Raw genomic sequence first — 23689 nt, forward strand, 5'->3', positions numbered from 1 at the left:
CAGGGTATGAAACAGGTTTTGACGATTTTGGGTTCCACCGGCTCGGTGGGTACCAGCACGCTGGATGTGGTGGCCCGCCATCCCGAGCGCTTTGAGGTTTTCGCTCTGACGGCGGCGACCCAGGTGGATTTGATGCTGCAGCAATGCGTGCAGTTCAAACCCCGTTTTGCCGTGATGGCCAGCGTACCGCATGCCGAACTGCTGGCCCGAAAATTTAAGGAAATAAGCCTTCCAACGCAGGTATTGTCTGCGCCAGCAGCTATTGAAATGGTAGCGTCGCATGAAGATGTGAACGCGGTGATGGCGGCCATCGTCGGGGCTGCTGGCTTGGCCCCTTGTCTGGCGGCGGCCCGCGCCGGCAAGCGTTTGCTGTTGGCGAATAAAGAGGCGTTGGTGGTCGGCGGTGAAGTGTTTCTGGCCGCAGTCAAGCAGGGCGGTGCGCTGCTGCTGCCGATCGACAGCGAACATTCCGCGGTGTTCCAGTCGCTGCCCGAAGACCCGGCGGTCTGGCCACGGCGCATCGAGAAGATCATGCTGACATCGTCGGGCGGCCCCTTCCGTACCCGTGATCCGGCCACGCTGCGCGATGTTACCCCCGAGCAAGCCTGCGCCCATCCCAACTTTGCCATGGGCCGCAAGATCTCGGTGGACTCGGCCACGATGATGAACAAGGCGCTGGAGGTGATCGAGGCCAAGTACCTGTTCGGCGTCACGCCTGAGCAGATCGAGGTGGTCATCCATCCGCAGCAAATCATCCATTCCATGGTGCAGTTCCATGATGCCTCGGTAATGGCCCAGCTGGGCACGCCGGATATGCGGGTACCGATTGCCTACGGCCTGTCCTGGCCGGAGCGCATCGAGAGCGGCACGGCGCGGCTGGACTTCGCCAAGATGGCGGCGATGACTTTTGAGCTGCCAGATTTCCAGCGCTTCCCGTGCCTGCAACTGGCCTGGGAGAGTTTGCGTGCGCCTTCTGGTACCTGCGCGGTGCTGAATGCAGCAAACGAGGTGGCCGTGGCTGCGTTTTTAGACCGGCGTATCCGCTTCGACCAGATCCATTCCATCAATCTTGCAACTTTGGCAGCGGTCAGCCCCTCCAAGCCGCAGACGCTGGAAGATTTATTGGCGTTGGACGCGCAATCGCGCGCCGCCGCACATCAGACCGTATCGCGTCTGCAAATTTAGGGCCTGTTCACACTATGGATACAAGATGCGTTGCTGTTCAAAGGGCCAGAGGCGAGGCGCAAAACGCAGCCGGGGTGTACCCCGGCAAGGCTTTGCAATGCTGCGGCTGGTCCTTTGGGCTGCAACCCGAAGGGAACGTGGCTGGAAAAGCGCCACTGCGCGTTGCAGTCCTAGGCCAGGCGGCCAGCCTGGCCGTCGTCCCGCGTCTTCATTGGCGCTTTTCCAACCACGTTCGCACTTGCATCCATAGTGTGAACAGGCCCTTGTAAAGGACTGCCATGCTGACCATAGTGGCTTTTATCGTGGCGCTGGGCTTGTTGATTGCCGTGCACGAGTACGGCCACTACCGCATGGCTGTGGCCTGTGGCGTCAAGGTGCTGCGCTTTTCCGTGGGCTTTGGCCAGCCCTTGTTACGCTGGCAGCCCAAGGGTTCACCGACCGAATTCGTGCTGGGGGCATTTCCCCTGGGCGGTTACGTGAAGATGCTGGACGAGCGCGAAGCGCCCGTGGCGCCGGCAGAGCGTCACCTGGCTTTCAATACCCAGACCCTGGCCAAGCGGGCGGCCATCGTGGCGGCTGGGCCCTTGGCCAATTTGTTGTTGGCGGTATTGCTGTACGGCGTCGTCAATTGGAGTGGTGTGGACGAAGCCCGAGCAGTGCTGGCCAGCCCGGGCATAGGCTCGGTGGCGGAAAAGGCTGGCGTGCAGGGCGGCGAAGTTGTCACCCGTGCCGGCTGGGACGGTGAAGAGCTGGACGACGTCCAGTCCTTTGACGACCTGCGTTGGCTGCTGACGCGCGGCGCGCTGGATGGCCGCGATGTGCGTCTGGAATTGGCTTCAAACGAACATGGCGCCCGCCGCGAAGTCGTCATGGGCCTGGCCAGCCTGCATGCCCAGGATGCGGATGCCCAACTGTTCCGCACCATAGGTGTGGTGGGCCCCTGGACGCGCCCGTTGCTGGGAGATGTGGCCGCCGATGGCGCTGGGGCCCGATCCGGTTTGCAACGCGGTGACCTGGTCGTGCAGGTCGGTGCCACGCCGATTGTGGATGGCCAGCAGTTGCGCGCGGTGATTCGTGGCTCCTTGGTGGATGGTCAGCCGCTGGCGCAGACCTGGCGTGTCGAGCGTGCCGGTCAGATGCTGGACGTGACCGTTACACCGGATATCAAGCCCGAGGGTTTGCAGTCGGTGGGGCGTATCGGTGCCTATGTGGGCGCCCCTCCTGAAATGGTGACCATACGTTATGGATTGGTCGATGGTCTGTGGCGCGGCGTGGAGCGCACCTGGGAGGTGTCCGGCCTGACCTTGCGCATGATGGGACGCATGCTGGTGGGTGACGCCTCCATCAAGAATCTGAGTGGCCCCTTGTCGGTTGCGGAGTATGCGGGCAAGTCGGCCAGCCTGGGCTTTACACAGTATCTGGTGTTCCTGGCGCTGATCAGCGTGAGCCTGGGTGTGCTGAACCTGCTGCCCGTGCCCATCCTCGATGGTGGGCACCTGTTGTATTATCTTTGGGAGGCCGTGACAGGCAAATCCGTATCTGACGCCTGGATGGAGCGCTTGCAACGCGGAGGTGGTGCGGTGCTTTTGCTCATGATGTCCATTGCGCTGTTTAACGATGTCAACCGCCTCTTTGGCTAACATTCAATCGCTGAGCTGCTCTGCAGGTTTGGCAAGACCCTTATCCATGAAAAACCACTTTAATAGCTTTCGCCTGCGGTCTTTGTCGGCTGCTGCGGCTTTGATTTTTGTCGCCAATACGGCTTGGGCCGTGACACCGTTTGCCGTGCGCGACATTCGCATCGAAGGCCTGCAACGTGTAGAGCCCGGTACTGTTTTCGCATCTTTACCTTTCCGTGTGGGTGATACCTACAACGACGAACAGGGCTCGGCGGCCATTCGCACCTTGTTTGCTTTGGGGCTGTTCAAGGATGTGCGCCTGGAAGTGAATGGCGATGTGCTGGTGGTAGTGGTGGAAGAGCGCCCGACGATCGCCGACGTGGAGTTTGTCGGCTCCAAAGAGTTTGACAAGGATGCACTGAAGAAGTCCATGCGCGATGTGGGCTTGACCGATGGCCGTCCTTTCGACAAGGCCCTGGCCGACCGCGCTGAGCAAGAGCTCAAGCGCCAGTACATCAACAAGAGCCTGTATGCGGCTACCGTGGTGACTACCGTCACGCCGGTGGAGCGCAACCGCGTCAACCTGACCTTCACGATCACCGAAGGCGAGCCGGCCAAGATCAAGGACATCCATATCGTAGGCGCCAAAGCCATCGAGGAGTCCACCCTGCGCGGCCTGTTTGAACTGGACACCGGCGGCTGGCTCAGCTGGTATACCAAGTCGGATCGCTATACCCGTGCCAAGCTCAACGCCGATATCGAGACCCTGCGTTCCTACTACTTGTCGCGCGGTTTCCTGGAGTTCAAGGTGGACTCGACCCAGGTAGCTATTTCGCCCGACAAGCAGGACATGTCTATCACCATCAACATCACCGAAGGTGAGCGTTTTGTGGTGTCCGCCGTGCGCCTGGAAGGCAACTACCTGGGCAAGGAAGACGAGTTCAAATCTCTGGTCAGTATCAAGCCCGGTGAAGCTTACAACGCCGACCTGGTCGCCAAGACCACCAAGGCGTTCAAGGATAACTTTGGCAGCTTCGGCTTTGCCTTTGCCCAGGTTGAGGCCCGTCCAGAAATCGACCGTGCGACCAACCGCGTGGTGCTGGTGCTGCAGGCCGAGCCTTCGCGCCGCGCCTATGTGCGCAAGGTGAATGTGGCCGGCAACAGCCGCACGCGTGACGAAGTTATCCGCCGAGAGTTCCGCCAGTTCGAATCGTCCTGGTACGACGGTGACAAGATCAAGCTATCGCGCGACCGCGTGGACCGTCTGGGTTATTTCAAGGAAGTTGGCGTAGAGACGCAGGACGTGGCCGGTTCGCCCGACCAGGTGGACCTGCAGATCAATGTGGAAGAGAAATCCTCCGGCAGCATCCAGCTGGGTGCAGGCTTCTCCAGCGCTGAAAAGCTGGCGTTGTCGTTCAGCATCAAGCAGGAAAACGCCTTCGGCTCGGGCAATTACCTGGGCCTGGAAGTCAACACCAGCAAATACAATCAGGTGGTGGTGGTCAGCACGGTCGATCCGTATTTCACCAACAGCGGTATTTCACGCTCGATCGACGTGTTCCACCGCGCCACCAAGCCCTATAACGACCAGGGCGGTAACTACCAACTGGTGACCCAGGGCGCGGGCTTGCGTTTCGGCGTGCCGTTCAGTGAGCTGGACACCATTTACTTCGGCGCCAGCCTGGAGCGCACCACCATCAAGCCGGGTACCAATATCCCGGCTGCCTATTTGGCGTACGCCGAGAAATTTGGCTACACCAGTTCGGCTTTCCCCTTGACCGTGGGTTGGTCGCGTGACAATCGCGACAGTACCTTGGCGCCCAGTTCCGGTATCTACCAGCGCTTCAACACCGAAGCTGGCTTGTTCGGCGATGCCCGCTATCTGCGCAGCAACTACCAGTACCAGCAGTATGTGCCTTTGACCAAGCAGTTCACCTTTGCCTTCAACGGTGAGCTGGGCTATGGCAAGGGCTTGGGCGGTGAGCCATTCCCGGTGTTCAAGAACTTCTACGGCGGTGGCCTGGGTTCGGTGCGGGGGTTCGAGCAGGGCACGCTGGGGCCACGTGACGTGACTGGCTCGGTCATTGGTGGCCCCAAGAAGTTCACCCTGAACACCGAAATCCAGTCGCCGTTCCCCGGTGCTGGTAACGACCGTACCCTGCGCTTGTTTGCATTTGCCGACGTTGGCAATGTCTACGGTGAAGACCAGAAAATGAGCTTCAGCGACATGCGGGCATCCACTGGTGTGGGCCTGAGCTGGATTTCTCCGGTCGGTCCGCTTCGTCTGGCTTATGCCAAACCGATACGTAAATTCGCTGGCGATAGAATCCAGTCCTTGCAATTCCAAATAGGCACGTCTTTCTAATGAAGAAATTTCTACGCAACTGGGGCTCCGGCATTGTTCTGGGAGCCATGCTTCTGTCAGCACACGCGCAGGCAGACGAGTTCCGCGTTGGATTTGTCAACACGGACCGCATCTTCCGCGAGTCTGCGGCCGCCAAAGCCGCCCAGTCCAAGCTGGAGCAAGAGTTCTCCAAGCGCGAAAAAGAGCTGACCGATGCGGGTTCGGTGCTCAAAGCCGCTTCAGACAAGTTCGAGCGTGAAGCTACGACCCTGGCCGAAAGCCAGCGTACGTCGCGCCAGAAGCAGTTGGTCGACCAAGACCGCGAGTTTCAGCGCAAGCGCCGTGAATTCCAGGAAGACCTGAATTCTCGTAAGAACGAAGAGCTGCAGCAAGTGCTGGAAAAGGCCAACAAGGTCATCAAGCAAGTGGCAGAGACTGAAAAGTATGATGCTGTGCTGCAAGAGGCCGTCTATATCAACCCCAAGTACGACATCACTGACAAGGTCATCAAGGCCTTGAACGCGACGACGGGCGCTAAATAATTGAAGTGATGACGGGGGCTTCCAGCGTGGTGTTGCGCCTTGGCGCGATCGTGGAGGCCCTGGGGGGCGAGTTGCATGGTGATGCCCTTCTGGCCATCACCGGCATTGCACCCCTGGAGTCGGCGACGGCTGCCCAGATCGCTTTTCTCAGCAATCCCAAATACCAGCAGCAGCTGGCGCATTCCCAGGCTGGTTGCGTGATCGTCGGCCCGGCCCAGCGAGAGCTGGCGGTGGCGCGTGGCGCCTGCATCGTGGCCGATGCGCCCTATCTGTATTTCGCCAAACTCACCCAGTTGTGGAAGCGCCAGCGAGCTGCCGCACAGGCGCAGGGCGTACATCCCAGCGCGGTGGTGGATCCAAGTGCCTACATCGACGCGACAGCCACCATAGGTCCGCTGTGCGTGGTCGAGCGTGGTGCGCATATAGGCGCCGGTTCGGTACTCAAATCCCGGGTTACCGTGGGTGAGGACTGCAGCGTGGGGGCGCGTTGTCTGTTGCATGCGGGCGTGGTGATCGGTGCCGACGGCTTTGGCTTTGCTCCGAACGCTGGCGCCTGGGAGAAGATTGAGCAGCTGGGTGCGGTGCGCATTGGCGATGATGTGGAAATTGGCGCCAATACCTGCATAGACCGTGGCGCGCTGGACGACACCGTGATTGGCAATGGCGTCAAGCTCGACAATCTGATCCAGATCGGCCACAACGTGCAGATCGGCGAGCACACTGCCATGGCGGGTTGCGTCGGCGTGGCGGGCAGCGCCCACATTGGCGCCCACTGCACCGTGGGCGGCGGGGCGATTGTGCTGGGCCATTTGACACTGGCCGACCGCGTCAACATCTCAGCGGCCACCGTGGTGACCCGCTCGATCTCGCAGCCGGGCCACTACACAGGCATGTTCCCGATCGATGAAAACAGCAAGTGGGAAAAGAACGCCGCTTCGCTGAAACAGCTGCACAGTTTGCGTGACCGCCTGAAGGCGGTCGAAAAATCACTAGAACAACATTTGAAGAGCCTAGAAACACCATGATGGACATCCACCAAATCCTCAAGCAGCTGCCCCACCGTTACCCCTTCCTGATGGTGGACCGGGTGGTGAGCATCGACAAATCCAAGTCCATTCGTGCGTTCAAGAACGTTACCATCAACGAACCGTTTTTCCAGGGTCATTTCCCGCGCCGCCCGGTCATGCCTGGTGTGCTTATGCTGGAGGCGCTGGCCCAGGCCGCGGCCCTGCTGGCTTTCGATGCACTTGGCAAATCGCCAGAGGACGACACCGTGTACTACTTTGCGGCTATCGACAACGCGCGTTTCAAGCGCCCTGTCGAACCCGGCGACCAGCTGATGCTGGACGTGGAGCTGGTGCGCATGAAGTCCGGCATTTTCAAGTTCAAGGGCAAGGGCACTGTGGGTGACGAGCTGGCAGTCGAAGCCGAGCTGACCTGCGCCATGCGTACCATCGCCTAAGGACTGCGTGTGACCCTTATCCACGCCACCGCTGTCGTCGATCCGCAGGCCCAGCTGGACCCTACGGTCAGCGTCGGCCCCTACACGGTGATCGGCCCGCATGTCAAAGTCAGTGCTGGCACCACGATAGGCCCACACTGCGTGATCGAGGGCCACACCACGATAGGCCGTGACAACCGTATCTTCCAGTTCAACTCCCTGGGAGCAATACCGCAGGACAAGAAGTATGCCGGCGAGCCCACCGAACTGGTGATTGGCGACCGCAACGTGATCCGAGAGTTCTGCACCTTCAATTTGGGTACGGTGCAGGATGCGGGCGCCACGCGCATCGGCGATGACAACTGGATCATGGCCTATGTGCACATCGCGCACGACTGCCAGTTGGGCAACCAGATCACCATGGCCAACAACACCACCTTGGCTGGCCATGTGCAGATAGGCGATTGGGCCACGATTGGCGGCCTGACCGGCGTGCTGCAGCGCATGCGCATCGGTGCCCACACCATGGTGGGTTTTGCCAGCCACGTGAACAAGGATGTGCCGCCCTTTATGGTGGTGGATGGCCATCCGCTGGAGGTGCGCGCCGTAAATTTGGTGGGCCTGAAGCGGCGTGATTTTTCGGATGCACGCTTGAAGGCCATCCGCGAGATGCATAAGCTGATCTACCGCCAGGGCAAAACTCTGGACGAAGCCCGTGCAGCGATCCAGGCCCTGACGGCCCAGATGCCCGAAGCCGCGGAGGACATCGCGCTGATGGACGACTTCCTCGGCTCTTCCGTCAGCGGCATCGCCCGCTGATGTCTGCTCCCCGTATCGCCATGGTGGCCGGCGAGGCCTCTGGCGACTTGCTGGCGGGCCTGGTTCTGGATGGCTTGCGCGCCCGCTGGCCCGATTTGCAATCCATCGGTATCGGCGGTCCGCAGATGGTCAAGCGTGGCTTCCAGGCGGCCTGGCCCAGTGACAAACTGGCCGTGCACGGCTACAACATGGATGTGTTCCTGCGCCTGTACGAGCTTATCAACATCCGCAAGCAGTTGCGCGAACGCCTGCTGCAAGAGCGCCCGGCTGTGTTCATTGGCGTGGATGCGCCTGACTTCAATCTGGGCCTGGAAGCCGCGCTGAAGGCCCAGGGTGTACCCACCGTGCATTTCGTCTGCCCGTCGATCTGGGCCTGGCGGGCCGACCGGGTGGAAAAGATCCGCCGCGCGGCCGACCATGTGCTGTGCATCTTCCCCTTCGAGCCGGCGCTGTTGGCCGAGCACGGCATTGCCGCCACCTATGTTGGCCACCCGTTGGCCAGCGTCATTCCGCTCAACCCCGACCGCGCAGCCGCACGGCAGAAGCTGGGCTTGGGCGATGGTGACGATGTGGTCGCCATCCTGCCCGGCAGCCGGCAGTCCGAAATCAAATACCTGGCTTTGCGGTTCTTTCAGGCTGCAGCGCAGATGCTGCTTGCGCGGCCAGCTATTAAATTTGTAGTGCCGGCGATCCCCTCGTTGAAAGAGCGGATCGAAGCCATCGCCGCCCAGGCCGGCCTGGCCGGGCGCGTGCAGATCGTCGCCGGCCAGTCGCACACCGTGCTGGCTGCCTGCGACGTGACCCTGATCGCCAGCGGCACGGCCACGCTGGAGGCCGCGCTGTTCAAGCGGCCCATGGTCATCGCCTACAACATGCACTGGCTGTCCTGGAAGCTGATGCAGCGCAAGCAGCTGCAGCCCTGGGTCGGCCTGCCGAACATCCTGTGCGCCGACTTCGTGGTGCCTGAGCTGCTGCAGGACGCCGCCACGCCCCAGGCTCTGGCCGAGGCTACGCTGCAGTGGCTGGACGCCAAGGGCTCTGCGAAAATCGCTGCCCTTGAAGAAAAATTCACCGCGCTGCACCACTTGCTGCAGCGCGACACCGCACAGCTTGCCACCCATGCCATCGAAGAAATCATCAGCGCCTGAGCAAGTTCCGCTGGCCTGGAGTCCGCGCGGTCTGGTTGCGGGCGTGGACGAGGCCGGGCGCGGCCCGCTGGCCGGGCCGGTCGTGGCTGCGGCCGTGATCCTGGACGATCTGCACCCGATTCGTGGCCTGGCCGACTCCAAGAAGCTCACCGCCAAGCGGCGCGAGCAGCTGTTCGACGAAATCCTGGCCAAGGCCTTGTGCTGCTCGATTGCCGAAGCCAGCGTGGAGGAGATCGAGCGCCTGAACATTCTGCAAGCCACCATGCTGGCCATGCAGCGCGCGGTAGAGGGCCTGCGCCTCAAGCCTGGCCATGTGCTGGTGGACGGCAACCGCCTGCCTACGTTGCGCATGACCAGCGAGGCCATCGTCAAAGGCGACTCCCTGGTGCCGGCGATCTCTGCGGCCTCAATCCTGGCCAAGGTGACGCGCGACCGTTGGTGCGCCCAGGTGGATCTCACCTACCCGGAGTACGGCTTTGCCGGGCACAAGGGCTATGGCACGGCCGCGCATCTGGCGGCGCTGCAGGCCCACGGCGCCTGTCCACTGCACCGAAAAACATTTGCCCCCGTGACCCAGGTACTGCGATGAGCTCTGACCCTATTACCTACATCCAGTCGCGTGACAACCCGCTGCTGAAAGAGCTGCGCCGCCTGTCGCAGGACAGCACGGCCTACCGCAAGCAGGGCCGCGTCTGGCTCGAAGGTGACCATCTGTGCCGCGCCGCGCTGGCCCGTGGATGGAAACCCGCACTGGCGATTTTTGCAGAGTCTTTTTGGCCGCAGGCGCAGGCGCAATATGCGCAGGCAGCTACTAAAACCATAGTAATGGTCGATAAACTGCTGGCCGACCTGAGCAGCCTGGAATCGCCGGCGCCCATGGGTTTTGTCATCGACCTGCCCAGCGCCACCGCGCTGGATCCGACTGCGGCCAGCGTCATCCTCGACCGGGTGCAGGACGCTGGCAACGTCGGCTCCATCCTGCGCAGCGCCGGCGCCTTTGGTTTCAAGCAGATCATTGCGCTCAAGGGCACGGCGGCGCTGTGGAGCCCCAAGGTGCTGCGCGCCGGCATGGGTGCGCATTTCGGCCTGCGGCTGATCGAAGGCCTGGAGCCCGAGGCGCTGGATGCGCTGGCCGTGCCCCTGGTGGTCACCAGTTCGCACCAGGGCGCGCTTTTGCAAGAGCAGAAGCTGCCCTTTCCCTGCGCCTGGGCCATGGGCCACGAAGGGCAGGGCGTGGGGCCAGCCTTGCAGGCGCGCGCCCAGATTGCGGTGCGCATAGGCCAGCCGGGCGGAGAGGAGTCGCTGAACGTGGCGGCGGCGGCGGCAATTTGCCTGCATGCGTCATCTATCGGCCGTTGACCGGCGATAACTGCCCTTCGCAGTAACCCATGAAGGCGGCTTTGCCGGGCCTTAGGGAAGGGGGTTGGCGCATCTGGAACTAGTGGGCGCAGCTTGGGGGTGAGCTATAATGATGGGCTTTCCCGCATCCACGTACGCCTAGCGCCGGTCTCACCGAACCCCCTTTCAGAGCATTTGCAAGAGTTTTCTCTTGGACCGCTTGGGCGTACCCGTAACTATTTCGGAGAACCCAGTGCTTTTGTCTCTTCAGGGAACCTTCCCATCCGCCATCCTGGCGCTCGCAGACGGCACGGTCTTTGTTGGCAATTCCATTGGAGCCGCAGGCTCCACCGTGGGCGAGGTGGTGTTCAACACCGCCATGACCGGCTACCAGGAAATCCTCACCGACCCCAGCTACTGCCAGCAGATCGTCACCCTGACGTACCCCCACATCGGCAACTACGGTGTCAATGTGGAAGACGTTGAAGCTTCCGGAGTGCACGCCGCCGGTCTGGTCATCAAAGATCTGCCGTTGGTCGCCTCCAACTTCCGTAGCCACATGACTTTGTCGGACTACCTGGTCCAGCAGAAGACGGTCGCCATCGCCAACCTCGACACTCGCAAGCTGACCCGCCACCTGCGTACCCATGGCGCGCAGAACGGCTGCATCCTGGCACTGCCCGCGGGCCACGACGTCACGCCCGAGGCGATTGCCCAAGCCGTGGCTGCCGCCAAGATTGCGCCCAGCATGGCCGGCCTGGACCTGGCCAAGGTGGTGTCGGCCAAGGAGTCCTACGCCTGGACCCAGACCGAATGGCAGCTGCACCAAGGCTATGGTGACCAGACCGCGCCGCGCTTCCACGTGGTGGCGTATGACTTTGGCGTCAAGTTCAACATCCTGCGCATGCTGGCCAGCCGCGGCTGCCGCATCACCGTGGTGCCGGCCCAGACCAGCGCCAAAGACGTGCTGGCCTTGAAGCCCGATGGCGTATTCCTGTCCAACGGCCCTGGCGACCCGGAGCCCTGCGACTACGCGATTGCCGCGACCCGCGAGCTGATCGAAACCGGCATCCCCACCTTCGGCATCTGCCTGGGCCACCAGATCATGGCCCTGGCCAGTGGCGCCAAGACCTTCAAGATGAAGTTCGGCCACCATGGCGCCAACCACCCGGTGAAAGACCTGGACGATGGCCGCGTCAGCATCACCAGCCAGAACCACGGTTTTGCCGTGGACCAGGCCAGCCTGCCGGCCAATCTGCGTGCCACCCACGTGTCCTTGTTCGACGGCACGCTGCAAGGCCTGGCCCGTACCGACAAGCCGGCGTTCTGCTTCCAGGGACACCCCGAAGCCTCGCCCGGCCCGCACGATATCTCGTACCTGTTTGACCGCTTTACCGCACTGATGGAGAAAACAAAAAATGCCTAAGCGGACCGACCTTAAATCCATTCTGATCATTGGCGCTGGCCCGATCATCATCGGCCAGGCCTGCGAGTTCGACTACTCGGGTGTGCAAGCCTGCAAGGCGCTGCGCGAAGAAGGCTACAAAGTCATTCTGATCAATAGCAACCCGGCAACGATCATGACCGACCCGGCCACGGCCGACGTCACCTACATCGAGCCCATCACCTGGCAGACGGTCGAGAAGATCATCGCCAAGGAGCGTCCGGACGCGATCCTGCCCACCATGGGCGGCCAGACCGCGTTGAACTGCGCGCTGGACCTGTGGCACAACGGCGTGCTGGAGAAGTACAAAGTCGAGCTGATCGGTGCCAAGCCCGAAGCCATCGACAAGGCCGAAGACCGCCTGAAGTTCAAGGACGCGATGACCAAGATCGGCCTGGGCTCGGCCCGTTCCGGCATCGCCCACAGCATGCAGGAAGCCTGGGATGTGCAGAAGACCCTGGGCTTCCCCACCGTCATCCGCCCCAGCTTCACGCTGGGCGGCACCGGTGGCGGCATCGCCTACAACGCCGAAGAGTTCGAGACGATTTGCAAGCGCGGCCTGGAAGCCTCGCCGACCAACGAGCTGCTGATAGAAGAGTCGCTGCTGGGCTGGAAAGAGTACGAGATGGAAGTGGTGCGCGACACCGCCGATAACTGCATCATCGTCTGCTCGATCGAAAACCTGGACCCCATGGGCGTGCACACCGGTGACTCCATCACCGTGGCACCAGCCCAGACCCTGACCGACAAGGAATACCAGCTGCTGCGCAACGCCAGCCTGGCGGTGCTGCGTGAAATCGGTGTGGACACCGGCGGCTCCAACGTGCAGTTCTCCATCAACCCCAAGGACGGGCGCATGGTGGTGATCGAGATGAATCCGCGCGTCTCGCGTTCCTCGGCCCTGGCTTCCAAGGCGACGGGTTTCCCGATTGCCAAGGTGGCGGCCAAGCTGGCGGTCGGCTACACGTTGGACGAGCTGCGCAACGACATCACGGGCGGCGCTACGCCCGCCAGCTTCGAGCCCAGCATCGACTACGTGGTCACCAAGATTCCGCGTTTCGCGTTCGAAAAATTCCCCACCGCCGATGCGCGCCTGACCACGCAAATGAAGTCGGTCGGCGAAGTCATGGCTATGGGCCGGACCTTCCAGGAATCCTTCCAGAAAGCCCTGCGCGGCCTGGAAGTCGGCGTGGATGGCATGAACGAGAAAACCCAGGACCGTGAAGTCTTGGAAAAAGAGCTGGGTGAGCCCGGCCCCGAGCGCATCTGGTACGTGGGCGACGCGTTTGCCCAGGGCATGAGCGTGGACGAAGTGTTTGCGCTGACCAAGATCGACCCCTGGTTCCTGGTGCAGATCGAGCAGATCGTGAAGATTGAGCTGGAGCTGGAAACCAAGTCGCTGGCCGACATCAGCGCTGCCACGTTGCGCGCCCTGAAGCAAAAAGGCTTCTCCGATCGCCGCCTGGCCAAGCAGCTGAAGACCACCGACACTGCGGTGCGCAACGCCCGCCGTGCGCTGGGCGTGCGCCCCGTCTACAAGCGCGTGGACACCTGCGCGGCCGAGTTCGCTACCGACACCGCCTACCTGTATTCGACCTACGAGGCCGAAGGTGGCGAGTGCGAAGCCGCGCCGACGGACAAGAAGAAGATCATGGTGCTGGGCGGCGGACCGAACCGCATTGGCCAGGGCATCGAGTTCGACTACTGCTGCGTGCACGCCGCGCTGGCCATGCGCGAAGACGGCTACGAGACCATCATGGTCAACTGCAACCCCGAAACCGTGTCCACCGACTACGACACCAGCGACCGCCTGTACTTCGAACCGCTGACGCTGGAAGACGTGCTGGAAATCGTCGACAAGGAAAAGCCTTTCGGCGTGATCGTGCAGTACGGCGGCCAGACGCCCCTGAAGCTGGCGCTGGACCTGGAAGCCAACGGCGTGCCCATCATCGGCACCAGCCCCGACATGATCGACGCGGCCGAAGACCGTGAACGCTTCCAGAAGCTGCTGCATGCGCTGGACCTGCGCCAGCCACCGAATGCCACGGCCCGTACCGAGCCGGAAGCGCTGGAAAAGGCTGCTGCCCTGGGTTATCCCCTGGTGGTGCGCCCCAGCTATGTGCTGGGTGGCCGCGCCATGGAAATCGTCCACGAGCAGCGCGATCTGGAGCGTTACATGCGCGAAGCCGTCAAGGTCAGCCATGACTCTCCGGTGCTGCTGGACCGCTTCCTGAACGACGCCATCGAATGCGATGTGGACGCGATCTGCGACGGCCAGCGCGTGTTCATCGGCGGTGTGATGGAACACATCGAACAAGCCGGCGTGCACAGCGGCGACTCGGCCTGTTCGCTGCCGCCGTACTACCTGTCGGCCGAGACGGTGACCGAGATCAAGCGCCAGACCACGGCCATGGCGCATGCGCTGAAGGTGGTCGGCCTGATGAACGTGCAGTTCGCCATCCAGAACGTGGATGGCAAGGACGTGATCTATGTGCTGGAAGTGAACCCGCGTGCATCCCGTACCGTGCCCTTTGTCAGCAAGGCCACCGGCATCCAGCTGGCCAAGGTGGCGGCCCGCTGCATGGTCGGCCAGTCGCTGGACGCGCAAGGCATCCACAAGGAAGTGACGCCGCCGTATTTCAGCGTCAAGGAAGCCGTATTCCCCTTCGTCAAGTTCCCCGGTGTGGACACGATTCTCGGCCCCGAGATGAAGTCCACCGGCGAGGTGATGGGTGTGGGCAAGACCTTTGGCGAAGCCTTTGTGAAGTCGCAGATCGGTGCGGGCACCAAGCTGCCGCGCTCCGGCGTGGCCTTTGTGTCGGTGAAGAACAACGACAAGGCCCGTGCCGTGGAAGTCGCGCGCGGTTTGGCAGCTCTGGGCTTCAGCCTGCTGGCCACCAAGGGCACGGCGGCGGCGATCCAGGCGGCGGGCATTGCCTGCAACGTGGTGAACAAGGTCACCGAGGGCCGGCCCAACATCGTGGACATGATCAAGAACAACGAGATTGCCCTGGTCATCAACACCGTGGAAGAGCGCCGCAATGCGATCGCCGATTCCCGCCATATCCGCACCTCGGCCTTGCTGGCCCGCGTCACCACCTTCACCACCATTTTTGGTGCCGAAGCGGCGGTGGAAGGCATGCAGTACCTGGACGATCTGGATGTGATCTCGGTACAGGAAATGCACGCCCAACTGCTTGCTTGATTGGTGGCTTAAAACAGAACCCGGATTTTTCTATGTCTACTATCCCTATTACCAAGCGCGGCGCTGAGACGCTGAAAGCCGAGCTGCACAAGCTCAAGACCGTGGAGCGGCCATCGGTGATCGCGGCCATCTCCGAGGCACGGGCCCAGGGCGACTTGAGCGAAAACGCCGAATACGAAGCCGCGAAGGACCGCCAGGGCTTTATCGAAGGTCGTATCCAGGAAGTGGAAGGCAAGTTGTCCGCCGCCCAGATCATTGATCCCGCAGCACTGGATGCCGGTGGCCGCGTCGTGTTCGGCGCCACGGTCGATCTGGAAGACGAAGATTCCGGCCAGGCCGTGCAATACCAGATCGTCGGCGAAGACGAGGCCGACCTGAAGCTGGGCCGCATCAACGTGTCCAGCCCGATTGCCCGCGCCCTGATCGGCAAGGAAGTCGGCGATACCGCCGAGGTGAATGCGCCTGGCGGTATCAAGCGCTATGAAGTGATGGCGGTCAGCTACATCTAAGCCATGCGCCAGCGTTTGCCCATCGGTTTGGCGGCCCTGTGGTGGGGCAGCCTGACCACGCTGGGTTTCATGGTGGTGCCGCTGCTGTTCATGGTGCTGCCGACCCCGGCCCTGGCCGGCAGTACGGCAGCCAAGCTGTTTACGGCGCAAACCTGGCTGTCGATGGCCTGTACCTTGTTGCTTCTGTTGATTTCCAGGTCAAATGAGGCTCTGGCGCAGGTAAAGCATGCGCCAGTAGCTACTATTTTTATAGCTTTTGGGCTGCTTGCCGCGGTACTGGTGGAGTTTGCCGTATCCCCGCACATCGTGGCGCGGGAGAACTTGAAGCTTTGGCATAGCCTGGGTACAGGCTTGTATCTGCTGCAGTGGCTGGCAGCGGGCGCGACACTCTGGAAGGTGTCGGCCCCGCGGACCTAGATCAGGTCTGGCTGCGCTTTTTGAGGCTGGTTTTTGGCTTCGGCTTGGCGCGTTTCACCGTACCGCCAGCCGTCAGACGCTGGTTGCCCAGAACCCGCAAAGTTTTTACTTCAGGACGCTGGCCACCGCGCGTGCTATGTTTCAGCACCTTGAAATCGCGCGGGCCGGGCATGCGGTCTTCGTCGATCTTGCGTTCCTTGGTGATTTCCGGCTGCGGGCGCCAGAGTATCAGCAGCTTGCCGATGTGCTGGATGGGGGCTGCGCCGAGTTCATCCGCCAGAGTTTGGTACATGGTTTCGCGGGCGACACGGTCGTCCGAGAAAATACGCACCTTGATCAGGCCGTGGGCGTTCAGCGCCAGGTTGACTTCTTTGATGACAGCGGGGGTCAAGCCGTCGCTGCCAACCATCACCACCGGGTTTAAATGGTGGGCTTCAGCGCGATGAACCTTGCGCTGGGCAGGGGTAAGTTGTATTTGAGACATTTCCGTATTATCAAGGCCAAGATGAAAGTTAAAACACAAAGTAAAAAAGTCAACAAGGCTTGGTTGAATGATCACGTCAATGACCCCTACGTGATATTGGCCAAAAGAGAAGGCTACCGGGCCCGTGCGGCCTACAAATTGAAGGAAATTGACGAGACCTTCCAGTTGATCAAGCCGGGGCATGTGGTGGTCGATCTGGGGTCCAGTCCGGGTGCCTGGAGCCAGTATGTGCGCCGCAAGCTGTCGCCCAAGACGGCGGTGGGTGGTGGTGCTGCGGTGGGGGAGCTCAATGGCAGCATCATTGCCATCGACCTGCTACCCATGGAGCCTATCGAGGGCGTGGTGTTTTTCCAGGGCGATTTCTGCGAGCAGGGCATGCTGGACAAGCTGGCCCAGGAGCTGGGTGGCCGTCTGGCGGACGTGGTGGTGTCCGATATGGCGCCGAATCTGTCGGGCATCCATTCGGCGGATGCGGCGCGGGTAGAGGGCTTAGTAGAGTTGGCCGTGGATTTCTGCCAAAGCCATTTGAAACCCCAGGGGGCTTTGGTGGTGAAGTTGTTCCATGGAGGCGCTTACGACCCGCTGGTGAAGCTGTTCAAACAGTCTTTCCATACGGTGAAACCCATGAAACCCAAAGCTTCGCGTGACAAGTCCACGGAGACGTTCTTGGTGGGTTTGGGCTTGAAATCAGTGGCCAAAGCCCAACAGTAGTTTCGTAACAGTTTCGTAACAGTACGGTGGATTGCGTAGTTGTGCCGTTAAACCCTTGTTACGCCTATGGCTGCCATAGTCAAGATATACGGTGCGTGGCCTTGAAACGCCTAAAATAGTACGCACTTACGTTGAAGTCTTTCTACCGGAGCCTTGCTTGAAAAATCCGTGGTTTTCCAAAATTGCCGTCTGGCTCGTCATTGCGATGGTGCTATTCACGGTTTTCAAACAGTTCGACACCCGCGCTAGCGTGGGGTCTGGCTATCTTGGCTATTCCGAGTTTCTGGACGAAGTGCGTAACAAGCACATCAAGACAGCAACCATACAGGAAGGCCAGGGCGGTACCGAGATTGTGGCCATCACCAATGATGACCGCCGTATCCGCACCAATGCCACTTATCTGGACCGTGGCTTGGTGGGCGATCTGATCGCCAACAATGTCAAATTCGACGTCAAGCCCCGCGAAGAAGGTTCCTTGCTCACCACGCTACTGGTCAGCTGGGGCCCCATGTTGCTGTTGATTGGCGTCTGGGTGTACTTCATGCGCCAGATGCAAGGTGGCGGCAAGGGTGGTGCGTTCAGCTTCGGCAAGAGTAAGGCCCGCATGCTGGACGAAAACAACAACGTTGTGACCTTTGCCGATGTGGCGGGTTGCGACGAGGCCAAGGAAGAGGTCAAGGAAGTCGTGGACTTCCTGAAAGACCCGCAAAAATTTCAAAAACTGGGTGGCCGTATTCCGCGTGGGTTGCTGCTGGTAGGCCCTCCCGGTACTGGTAAGACGCTGTTGGCCAAGGGCATTGCTGGTGAAGCCAAGGTGCCTTTCTTCTCGATTTCCGGTTCTGATTTCGTCGAAATGTTCGTCGGCGTGGGCGCAGCCCGTGTTCGCGACATGTTCGAGAACGCAAAAAAGAATGCACCCTGCATCATCTTCATTGATGAAATCGACGCAGTTGGCCGCCAACGTGGCGCCGGCTTGGGCGGCGGTAACGACGAACGTGAACAAACCTTGAACCAGATGCTGGTCGAGATGGACGGTTTTGAAACCAACCTCGGCGTGATCGTAGTGGCTGCTACCAACCGCCCTGACATTCTGGATGCGGCCTTGCTGCGCCCAGGCCGCTTCGACCGCCAGGTCTACGTAACCCTGCCGGACATCCGTGGTCGTGAGCAGATCCTGCATGTGCACATGCGCAAGGTACCGGTTAGCCAGGACGTGAATGCCAGCATCATCGCTCGCGGCACGCCCGGCATGTCGGGTGCGGACCTCGCCAACCTGTGCAATGAAGCTGCGCTGATGGCTGCTCGCCGCAATGCCCGTGTAGTGGAAATGCAGGACTTCGAGAAGGCGAAGGACAAGATCCTGATGGGCCCGGAACGCAAGAGCATGGTCATGCCCGAGGAAGAGCGCCGCAACACGGCCTACCACGAGTCTGGCCACGCCCTGATCGGCAAGCTGCTGCCCAAGTGCGACCCAGTGCACAAAGTTACCGTCATCCCCCGTGGCCGCGCGCTTGGTGTGACCATGAGCTTGCCGGCCCAAGACCGCTACAGCTACGACAGCGAATACATGCTGAGCCAGATCAGCATGTTGTTCGGTGGTCGTATTGCCGAAGAAGTGTTCATGAACCAGATGACCACCGGTGCCAGCAACGATTTCGAGCGTGCCACCTCCATCGCCCGCGATATGGTGACCCGTTACGGCATGACCGATGCACTGGGTCCGATGGTGTACGCCGAAAACGAAGGCGAAGTGTTTCTGGGCCGCTCGGTGACCAAGACCACCAATATGAGCGAACAGACGATGCAAAAGGTGGACAGCGAAGTCCGCCGCATCATCGATCAGCAATACTCCTTGGCGCGCAAGCTGATCGAAGACAACGCCGACAAAATGCACGCCATGGCCAAGGCCTTGCTGGAATGGGAAACCATCGATATCGACCAGATTGATGACATCATGGCCGGCCGTGAGCCGCGTCCTCCCAAGGACTGGACGCCGCGCACACCAACGGGTGGCGGCAGCAATGGTGGCAGCGGCGGAGCACCTGCTGTCACTACTGACCCAGCACCTACCGCAGCCTGAGCGCTGCGCCGGTTGAAAAGGGCCCTCTAAGGGCCCTTTTCTGTTTTTGAAGTAGTCCTTCTCGGTATTGAGCGCTCATGTATTGGCAAACCTCCCGCTTTCAGGTTAATTTGGATCAGCCCCAGGTCATGGGCATCGTCAACCTCACCCCTGACTCGTTTTCAGACGGTGGCCAGCATGCAGTCACCTCGGCTGCCTTGGCGCATTGTGAGCAGTTGCTGCGCGACGGGGCCCAGATTCTGGACCTGGGCGCGGAGTCCACCCGCCCTGGCGCCCAGCCGGTGCCGGTAGAGCAGGAGTTGGCACGCCTGCTGCCCGTGTTGCGTGCGGCAGCCACCTTGGGCGTGCCTATTTCGGTAGATACCTACAAGCCGCAGGTCATGCAGGCCGCGTTGGATGCCGGAGCGGACATCGTCAACGATATCTGGGCGCTGCGTTGGACGGACCCCGCCGCGCCGCAGTACCGAGGCCCTGACATCGTGGCCAGCCATCCGTCATGCGGGATCTGCCTGATGCATATGCACCGTGAACCTCTGACCATGCAGGCCGCACCCATGCAAGGCGATGTGGTGCAGCAGGTGCTATTGTTTTTGAAGCGCTCAGCGCAGGGTTTGTCTGCGCTGGGGGTTGAAAAGGCTCGTATTACACTCGACCCTGGTGTTGGCTTTGGCAAAACCGTGGAGCAGAACTTTGCCTTGCTGGCGCGCCAGTCTGAACTGCTGGCCTTGGGGTATCCGCTCTTGGTGGGTTGGTCTCGCAAATCTTCTTTGGCTCTGATGGGAGCTGGTGGTGGCGCTTTGCCCCCGCAGGAGCGGCTGGTGCCCAGCATAGCGGCCGCCTTGCTGGCGGTGGAGCGTGGTGCCCGTATCGTGCGCGTGCACGACGTGGCCCAGACGGTACAGGCTCTCAAGGTTTGGCGGGCGGCGAGCGCTGGTTGAGACAGCTATTAGAAAACTAGCAAAACTGCGATGTAATCGCACGCATTTCATAAGAACAGGAAAAAAATGACCCGTACCTATTTCGGCACCGACGGCATCCGAGGCACCGTCGGCCAAGCTCCCATCACCCCTGATTTTGTACTGCGCCTGGCCCATGCCGTGGGGCGCGTGCTGAAGCAGACCGAGGCCCGTCCCACCGTGCTGATTGGCAAGGACACCCGTATCTCCGGTTATATGCTGGAGTCCGCGTTGGAGTCCGGCTTCAACTCTGCCGGTGTCGACGTGGTCTTGCTGGGACCGCTGCCCACGCCGGGCGTGGCTTATTTGACGCGCGCGCAGCGTGCCAGCCTGGGTGTCGTCATTAGTGCCAGCCACAACCCCTTTCCGGACAACGGTATCAAGTTCTTCAGCGCCGAAGGCACCAAGCTGCCCGACGCCTGGGAAATGGCGGTCGAAGAGGCCTTGGATAAACCTCCGGTGTGGGCCGATTCCGCCTCGCTGGGCAAGACCCGCCGCCTGGACGATGCCGCTGGCCGTTATATCGAATTCTGCAAAAGTACCTTCTCCAACGCGCTGACGCTGAAAGGCTTACGCATCGTGGTGGATGCCGCCCACGGCGCGGCGTACCACATTGCGCCCAAGGTCTTCCACGAGCTGGGCGCCGAGGTTATCGCCATCGGCTGCGCACCCGATGGTCTGAACATCAACCACAAGGTGGGTGCGACCCATCCCCAAGCCCTGGTAGAGGCCGTCAAAGCCCACCAGGCCCACTTCGGTGTGGCCTTGGATGGCGATGCCGACCGTCTGCAAATGGTGGACAGCCAGGGCAGGCTGTTCAACGGCGACGAGATCCTGTACCTGATGGTGAAAGAGCGCCTGTCGCGGGGCGGCAAGGCCGCCAGCAAGCGCGCGGGCGATGCCGTGCCCGGTGTGGTGGGCACCTTGATGACCAATATGGCCGTGGAGCTGGCTTTGCAGGAACAGGGCGTGGAATTGGTGCGCGCCAAGGTGGGCGACCGCTATGTGCTGGAAGAACTGGAAAAGCGTGGCTGGTTGCTGGGCGGCGAGGGCTCCGGCCATTTGCTGGCGCTGGACAAGCACACCACGGGCGACGGCCTGGTCAGTGCGCTACAAGTGCTGCAAGCCTGCGTGCGCGCCGGTCAAAGCCTGTCTGAACTTCTGGCCGACCTGACCCTGTTCCCACAAACCCTGGTGAATGTACGTCTGCAGCCTGGCCAGGACTGGAAGGCTAATACCCAGCTGCCAATTGCCACCAAGGCGGTGGAGGCCGAGCTGGGCAAGAACGGCCGCGTGCTGATACGCGCCAGCGGCACCGAACCCCTGGTGCGCGTCATGGTGGAAGCCCGCGACGCGCAGCAGGCCCAGGCCTGCGCCGAGCGGATCGCGGCGACCTTGCGCTGAGAGTCTCTACAGCTAAGCAAGGGCCGCCATGTTGCGGCCCTTCGTTTTTAGCCTGCTCGGCGCCACTGCGAGATGTATCAGTTGTAATGTCACGCTGACGCCATAAAACCTACACGGTGTTGTCATGACGCTCTTTCAGACTCTCTCCAACACAGGAGAAGTCCATGAAAGAACTGCCTACCCCCACCTTTGCACTCTCGCCGTTGACGCCTGCGTCTTTGCTTCGGGGGTCACTTCATCGACCCTCAGAACGGTTGGAAGCACCGGGCCGCAGTGCGGATGCGCAGCCTGGGGCGGGGTTCGTGGTTTCCTGGGCGCGGCAGCAGGACGAAGTCCGCGAAGCCCAGCGCCTGAGGTACCAGGTTTTTGCGGTGGAAATGGGCGCACGCCTGTCCAGCCGCGTACCGGGCCACGATGTGGACCTGTTCGATGACTTTTGCGAGCATCTGCTGGTGCGGGATGTGGCCACCCAGGAAGTGATTGGCACCTACCGCGTGCTCACCCCGGTTCAGGCCAAGCGCGTGGGCAGCACCTACAGCGATACCGAATTTGACCTGGTGCGCTTGCGCAGCCTGCGCAGCCGCATGGTGGAGCTGGGCCGCAGCTGCGTGCATCCCGCGCACCGCCATGGTGGCGTGATCCTGGCCCTGTGGGGTGCCTTGGCCGAGTTCATGCAGCGCAACCAGCTCGACACCATGGTGGGCTGTGCCAGCATCCCCATGCTGCACAACGGCCTGGTCAGCGGCGACGCGGCAGCCAGCATCTGGCGCCAGCTGCAGGCCAGCCATATGGCACCGATTGAATACCATGTGCAACCCCGCTTGCCGCTGCCTTTGCACCAGTTCGACAGCAGCCTGGACATCGAGCCACCGGCTCTGATCCGCGGCTACTTGCGCTTGGGCGCCAAGGTGCTGGGCGCACCGGCCTGGGACCCGGACTTCAACACCGCCGACCTGCCCATGCTGATGCGCGTGGCCGACTTGCCAGGCCGCTACCGCAAACAGTTCAAGGGTTGAAAGCCTTTTAGGCAAGCTTCGCGAAGCCGCCGTTCCAGAAGTACCGCGGAACTGGCTTTGCCAGGCCGCTGGTACTGCCCCCTGCAAGGGGGTTGGCGGAAAGTGCTACGCACTGGAGCCTGGGGGTGTTACACAGATACGTAGGCTAGGCGCACGTAGATCGGCGCAAAGGCCTCGGCCTGGACGATTTCCACCAGGGTTTCCTTCCCCAGCTCCAGCAGGGCGATGAAGGTCACAACCAGCACCGACATGCCCTTGGCGGGGTCGAACAGTTCTTCAAACTCGACGAACTTGCGGCCCTGCAGCACTTTCAGCACAAAGCTCATGTGCTCGCGCACCGACAGTTCCTCGCGGCTGATCTTGTGGTGCTGCACCAGCTTGGCTCGGCGCAGGATGTCGCGCCAGGCCTCTTGCAGATCGGCGATGTGGACCTCGGGCAGGCGGGGCTGCAGAGCCTGTTCGATGTAGACCTGGGCCTTCAGGAAGTCGCGGCCGAACTGCGGCAGGGCGTTGAGCCGGGCGGCGGCCAGTTTGATCTGCTCGTACTCCAGCAGGCGGCGCACCAGGGCGGCACGCGGGTCTTCGGCCTCTTCACCCTCGGCCACCTTCTTGGGTGGTAGCAGCATGCGCGACTTGATCTCGATCAGCATGGCCGCCATCAGCAGATAGTCGGCTGCAAGCTCCAGGTTGCGGCTGCGGATCTCGTCCACATAGGCCAGGTACTGGCGCGTCAGCGGCGCCATGGGAATGTCGAGGATGTTGAAGTTCTGCTTGCGTATCAGGTACAGCAGCAAGTCCAGCGGGCCTTCGAAGGCCTCCAGAAACACCTCCAACGCGTCGGGCGGGATGTACAGGTCCAACGGCATGGCAAACAGCGGCTCGCCGTACAGGCGCGCCAAGGCCACCTGGTCAACCACTGCGGGCATGCTTTCCAGGGCGGCGACACTGCCTGCGGGCAATGCTTCTGCGTCCGCGTGTGCGGGCTTGGCGGATGCCATTGCTGCTATGGAATAAATAGCTGCTTGCG

Annotated in this window: 21 protein-coding genes; 19 read left to right on the plus strand and 2 right to left on the minus strand. The window is 61.4% G+C overall.

From position 1 onward, the window contains the following. Positions 1-6: 6 nt before the first annotated feature. From ispC to AC07VY_RS00950, 14 genes are all read left to right on the plus strand, one after another. Positions 7-1185, plus strand: coding sequence for a 1-deoxy-D-xylulose-5-phosphate reductoisomerase (gene ispC, locus AC07VY_RS00885; RefSeq protein ID WP_495095944.1), 1179 nt, complete (start codon positions 7-9; stop codon positions 1183-1185). 278 nt (positions 1186-1463) lie between these two features. Then, a complete protein-coding gene (rseP, locus tag AC07VY_RS00890; protein WP_495095943.1) occupies positions 1464-2825 on the plus strand; it encodes an RIP metalloprotease RseP in 1362 nt (453 codons plus the stop codon). A 46-nt stretch (positions 2826-2871) separates the two neighbouring features. Further along, a complete protein-coding gene (gene bamA, locus AC07VY_RS00895) occupies positions 2872-5169 on the plus strand; it encodes an outer membrane protein assembly factor BamA (protein ID WP_495077262.1) in 2298 nt (765 codons plus the stop codon). After that, the gene (locus AC07VY_RS00900) at positions 5169-5690 is read left to right on the plus strand and encodes an OmpH/Skp family outer membrane protein (protein WP_495077263.1); all 522 of its coding nucleotides are present in this window, start codon (positions 5169-5171) and stop codon (positions 5688-5690) included. The genes bamA and AC07VY_RS00900 overlap by 1 nt, the downstream gene beginning before the upstream one ends. Before the next feature lie 8 nt (positions 5691-5698). Next, positions 5699-6715 carry a UDP-3-O-(3-hydroxymyristoyl)glucosamine N-acyltransferase gene (lpxD, locus tag AC07VY_RS00905; RefSeq protein WP_495095942.1) on the plus strand — a complete coding sequence of 339 codons (1017 nt, stop codon included), beginning with the start codon at positions 5699-5701 and terminating at the stop codon, positions 6713-6715. After that, the gene (fabZ, locus tag AC07VY_RS00910; protein WP_490592653.1) at positions 6712-7152 is read left to right on the plus strand and encodes a 3-hydroxyacyl-ACP dehydratase FabZ; all 441 of its coding nucleotides are present in this window, start codon (positions 6712-6714) and stop codon (positions 7150-7152) included. Before lpxD ends, fabZ begins: the two co-directional genes overlap by 4 nt. 9 nt (positions 7153-7161) lie before the next feature. After that, positions 7162-7950: an acyl-ACP--UDP-N-acetylglucosamine O-acyltransferase gene (lpxA, locus tag AC07VY_RS00915; RefSeq protein ID WP_495095941.1), complete on the plus strand. Its 789-nt coding sequence runs from the start codon at positions 7162-7164 to the stop codon at positions 7948-7950. Then, the gene (lpxB, locus tag AC07VY_RS00920; protein WP_495095940.1) at positions 7950-9098 is read left to right on the plus strand and encodes a lipid-A-disaccharide synthase; all 1149 of its coding nucleotides are present in this window, start codon (positions 7950-7952) and stop codon (positions 9096-9098) included. Before lpxA ends, lpxB begins: the two co-directional genes overlap by 1 nt. After that, positions 9070-9687 (plus strand): ribonuclease HII, encoded by a 618-nt coding sequence (gene rnhB, locus AC07VY_RS00925; protein WP_495095939.1) that lies wholly within the window; start codon positions 9070-9072, stop codon positions 9685-9687. Before lpxB ends, rnhB begins: the two co-directional genes overlap by 29 nt. Then, on the plus strand, positions 9684-10457 hold the full coding sequence (locus AC07VY_RS00930; RefSeq protein ID WP_495095938.1) for a TrmH family RNA methyltransferase: 774 nt from the start codon (positions 9684-9686) through the stop codon (positions 10455-10457). The genes rnhB and AC07VY_RS00930 overlap by 4 nt, the downstream gene beginning before the upstream one ends. Positions 10458-10689: 232 nt before the next feature. Then, a complete protein-coding gene (carA, locus tag AC07VY_RS00935; protein ID WP_495095937.1) occupies positions 10690-11862 on the plus strand; it encodes a glutamine-hydrolyzing carbamoyl-phosphate synthase small subunit in 1173 nt (390 codons plus the stop codon). Continuing rightward, entirely contained in the window at positions 11855-15085 is a 3231-nt protein-coding gene (gene carB, locus AC07VY_RS00940) for a carbamoyl-phosphate synthase large subunit (RefSeq protein WP_495095936.1), read from the plus strand. Before carA ends, carB begins: the two co-directional genes overlap by 8 nt. A 32-nt stretch (positions 15086-15117) precedes the next feature. Then, on the plus strand, positions 15118-15594 hold the full coding sequence (gene greA, locus AC07VY_RS00945) for a transcription elongation factor GreA (RefSeq protein ID WP_495077271.1): 477 nt from the start codon (positions 15118-15120) through the stop codon (positions 15592-15594). A 3-nt stretch (positions 15595-15597) separates the two neighbouring features. Beyond that, positions 15598-16011: a DUF4149 domain-containing protein gene (locus tag AC07VY_RS00950; RefSeq protein WP_495095935.1), complete on the plus strand. Its 414-nt coding sequence runs from the start codon at positions 15598-15600 to the stop codon at positions 16009-16011. A 1-nt stretch (position 16012) separates the two neighbouring features. Here AC07VY_RS00950 and AC07VY_RS00955 read toward each other — a convergent pair whose 3' ends face one another. Next, the gene (locus tag AC07VY_RS00955) at positions 16013-16495 is read right to left on the minus strand and encodes a YhbY family RNA-binding protein (RefSeq protein ID WP_490592661.1); all 483 of its coding nucleotides are present in this window, start codon (positions 16493-16495) and stop codon (positions 16013-16015) included. A 21-nt stretch (positions 16496-16516) separates the two neighbouring features. Between AC07VY_RS00955 and AC07VY_RS00960 the strand changes: the two genes are divergently transcribed. From AC07VY_RS00960 to AC07VY_RS00980, 5 genes are all read left to right on the plus strand, one after another. Then, complete coding sequence (locus AC07VY_RS00960; RefSeq protein ID WP_495077274.1) at positions 16517-17206, plus strand: RlmE family RNA methyltransferase; 690 nt, start codon at positions 16517-16519, stop codon at positions 17204-17206. A gap of 157 nt (positions 17207-17363) precedes the next feature. Next, positions 17364-19286, plus strand: a complete 1923-nt coding sequence (ftsH, locus tag AC07VY_RS00965) for an ATP-dependent zinc metalloprotease FtsH (RefSeq protein ID WP_495077275.1) — start codon at positions 17364-17366, stop codon at positions 19284-19286. Positions 19287-19363: 77 nt separating this feature from the next. Next, complete coding sequence (folP, locus tag AC07VY_RS00970) at positions 19364-20224, plus strand: dihydropteroate synthase (RefSeq protein WP_495095934.1); 861 nt, start codon at positions 19364-19366, stop codon at positions 20222-20224. A 66-nt stretch (positions 20225-20290) separates the two neighbouring features. Next, complete coding sequence (gene glmM / locus AC07VY_RS00975) at positions 20291-21646, plus strand: phosphoglucosamine mutase (RefSeq protein ID WP_495095933.1); 1356 nt, start codon at positions 20291-20293, stop codon at positions 21644-21646. A gap of 164 nt (positions 21647-21810) precedes the next feature. After that, positions 21811-22662, plus strand: a complete 852-nt coding sequence (locus AC07VY_RS00980) for a GNAT family N-acetyltransferase (RefSeq protein WP_495095932.1) — start codon at positions 21811-21813, stop codon at positions 22660-22662. A 128-nt stretch (positions 22663-22790) separates the two neighbouring features. Here AC07VY_RS00980 and AC07VY_RS00985 read toward each other — a convergent pair whose 3' ends face one another. Continuing rightward, positions 22791-23660 (minus strand): segregation and condensation protein A, encoded by an 870-nt coding sequence (locus tag AC07VY_RS00985; protein ID WP_495095931.1) that lies wholly within the window; start codon positions 23658-23660, stop codon positions 22791-22793. Positions 23661-23689 lie beyond the last annotated feature (29 nt).

The organism is Rhodoferax sp. GW821-FHT02C08 (assembly GCF_059421805.1).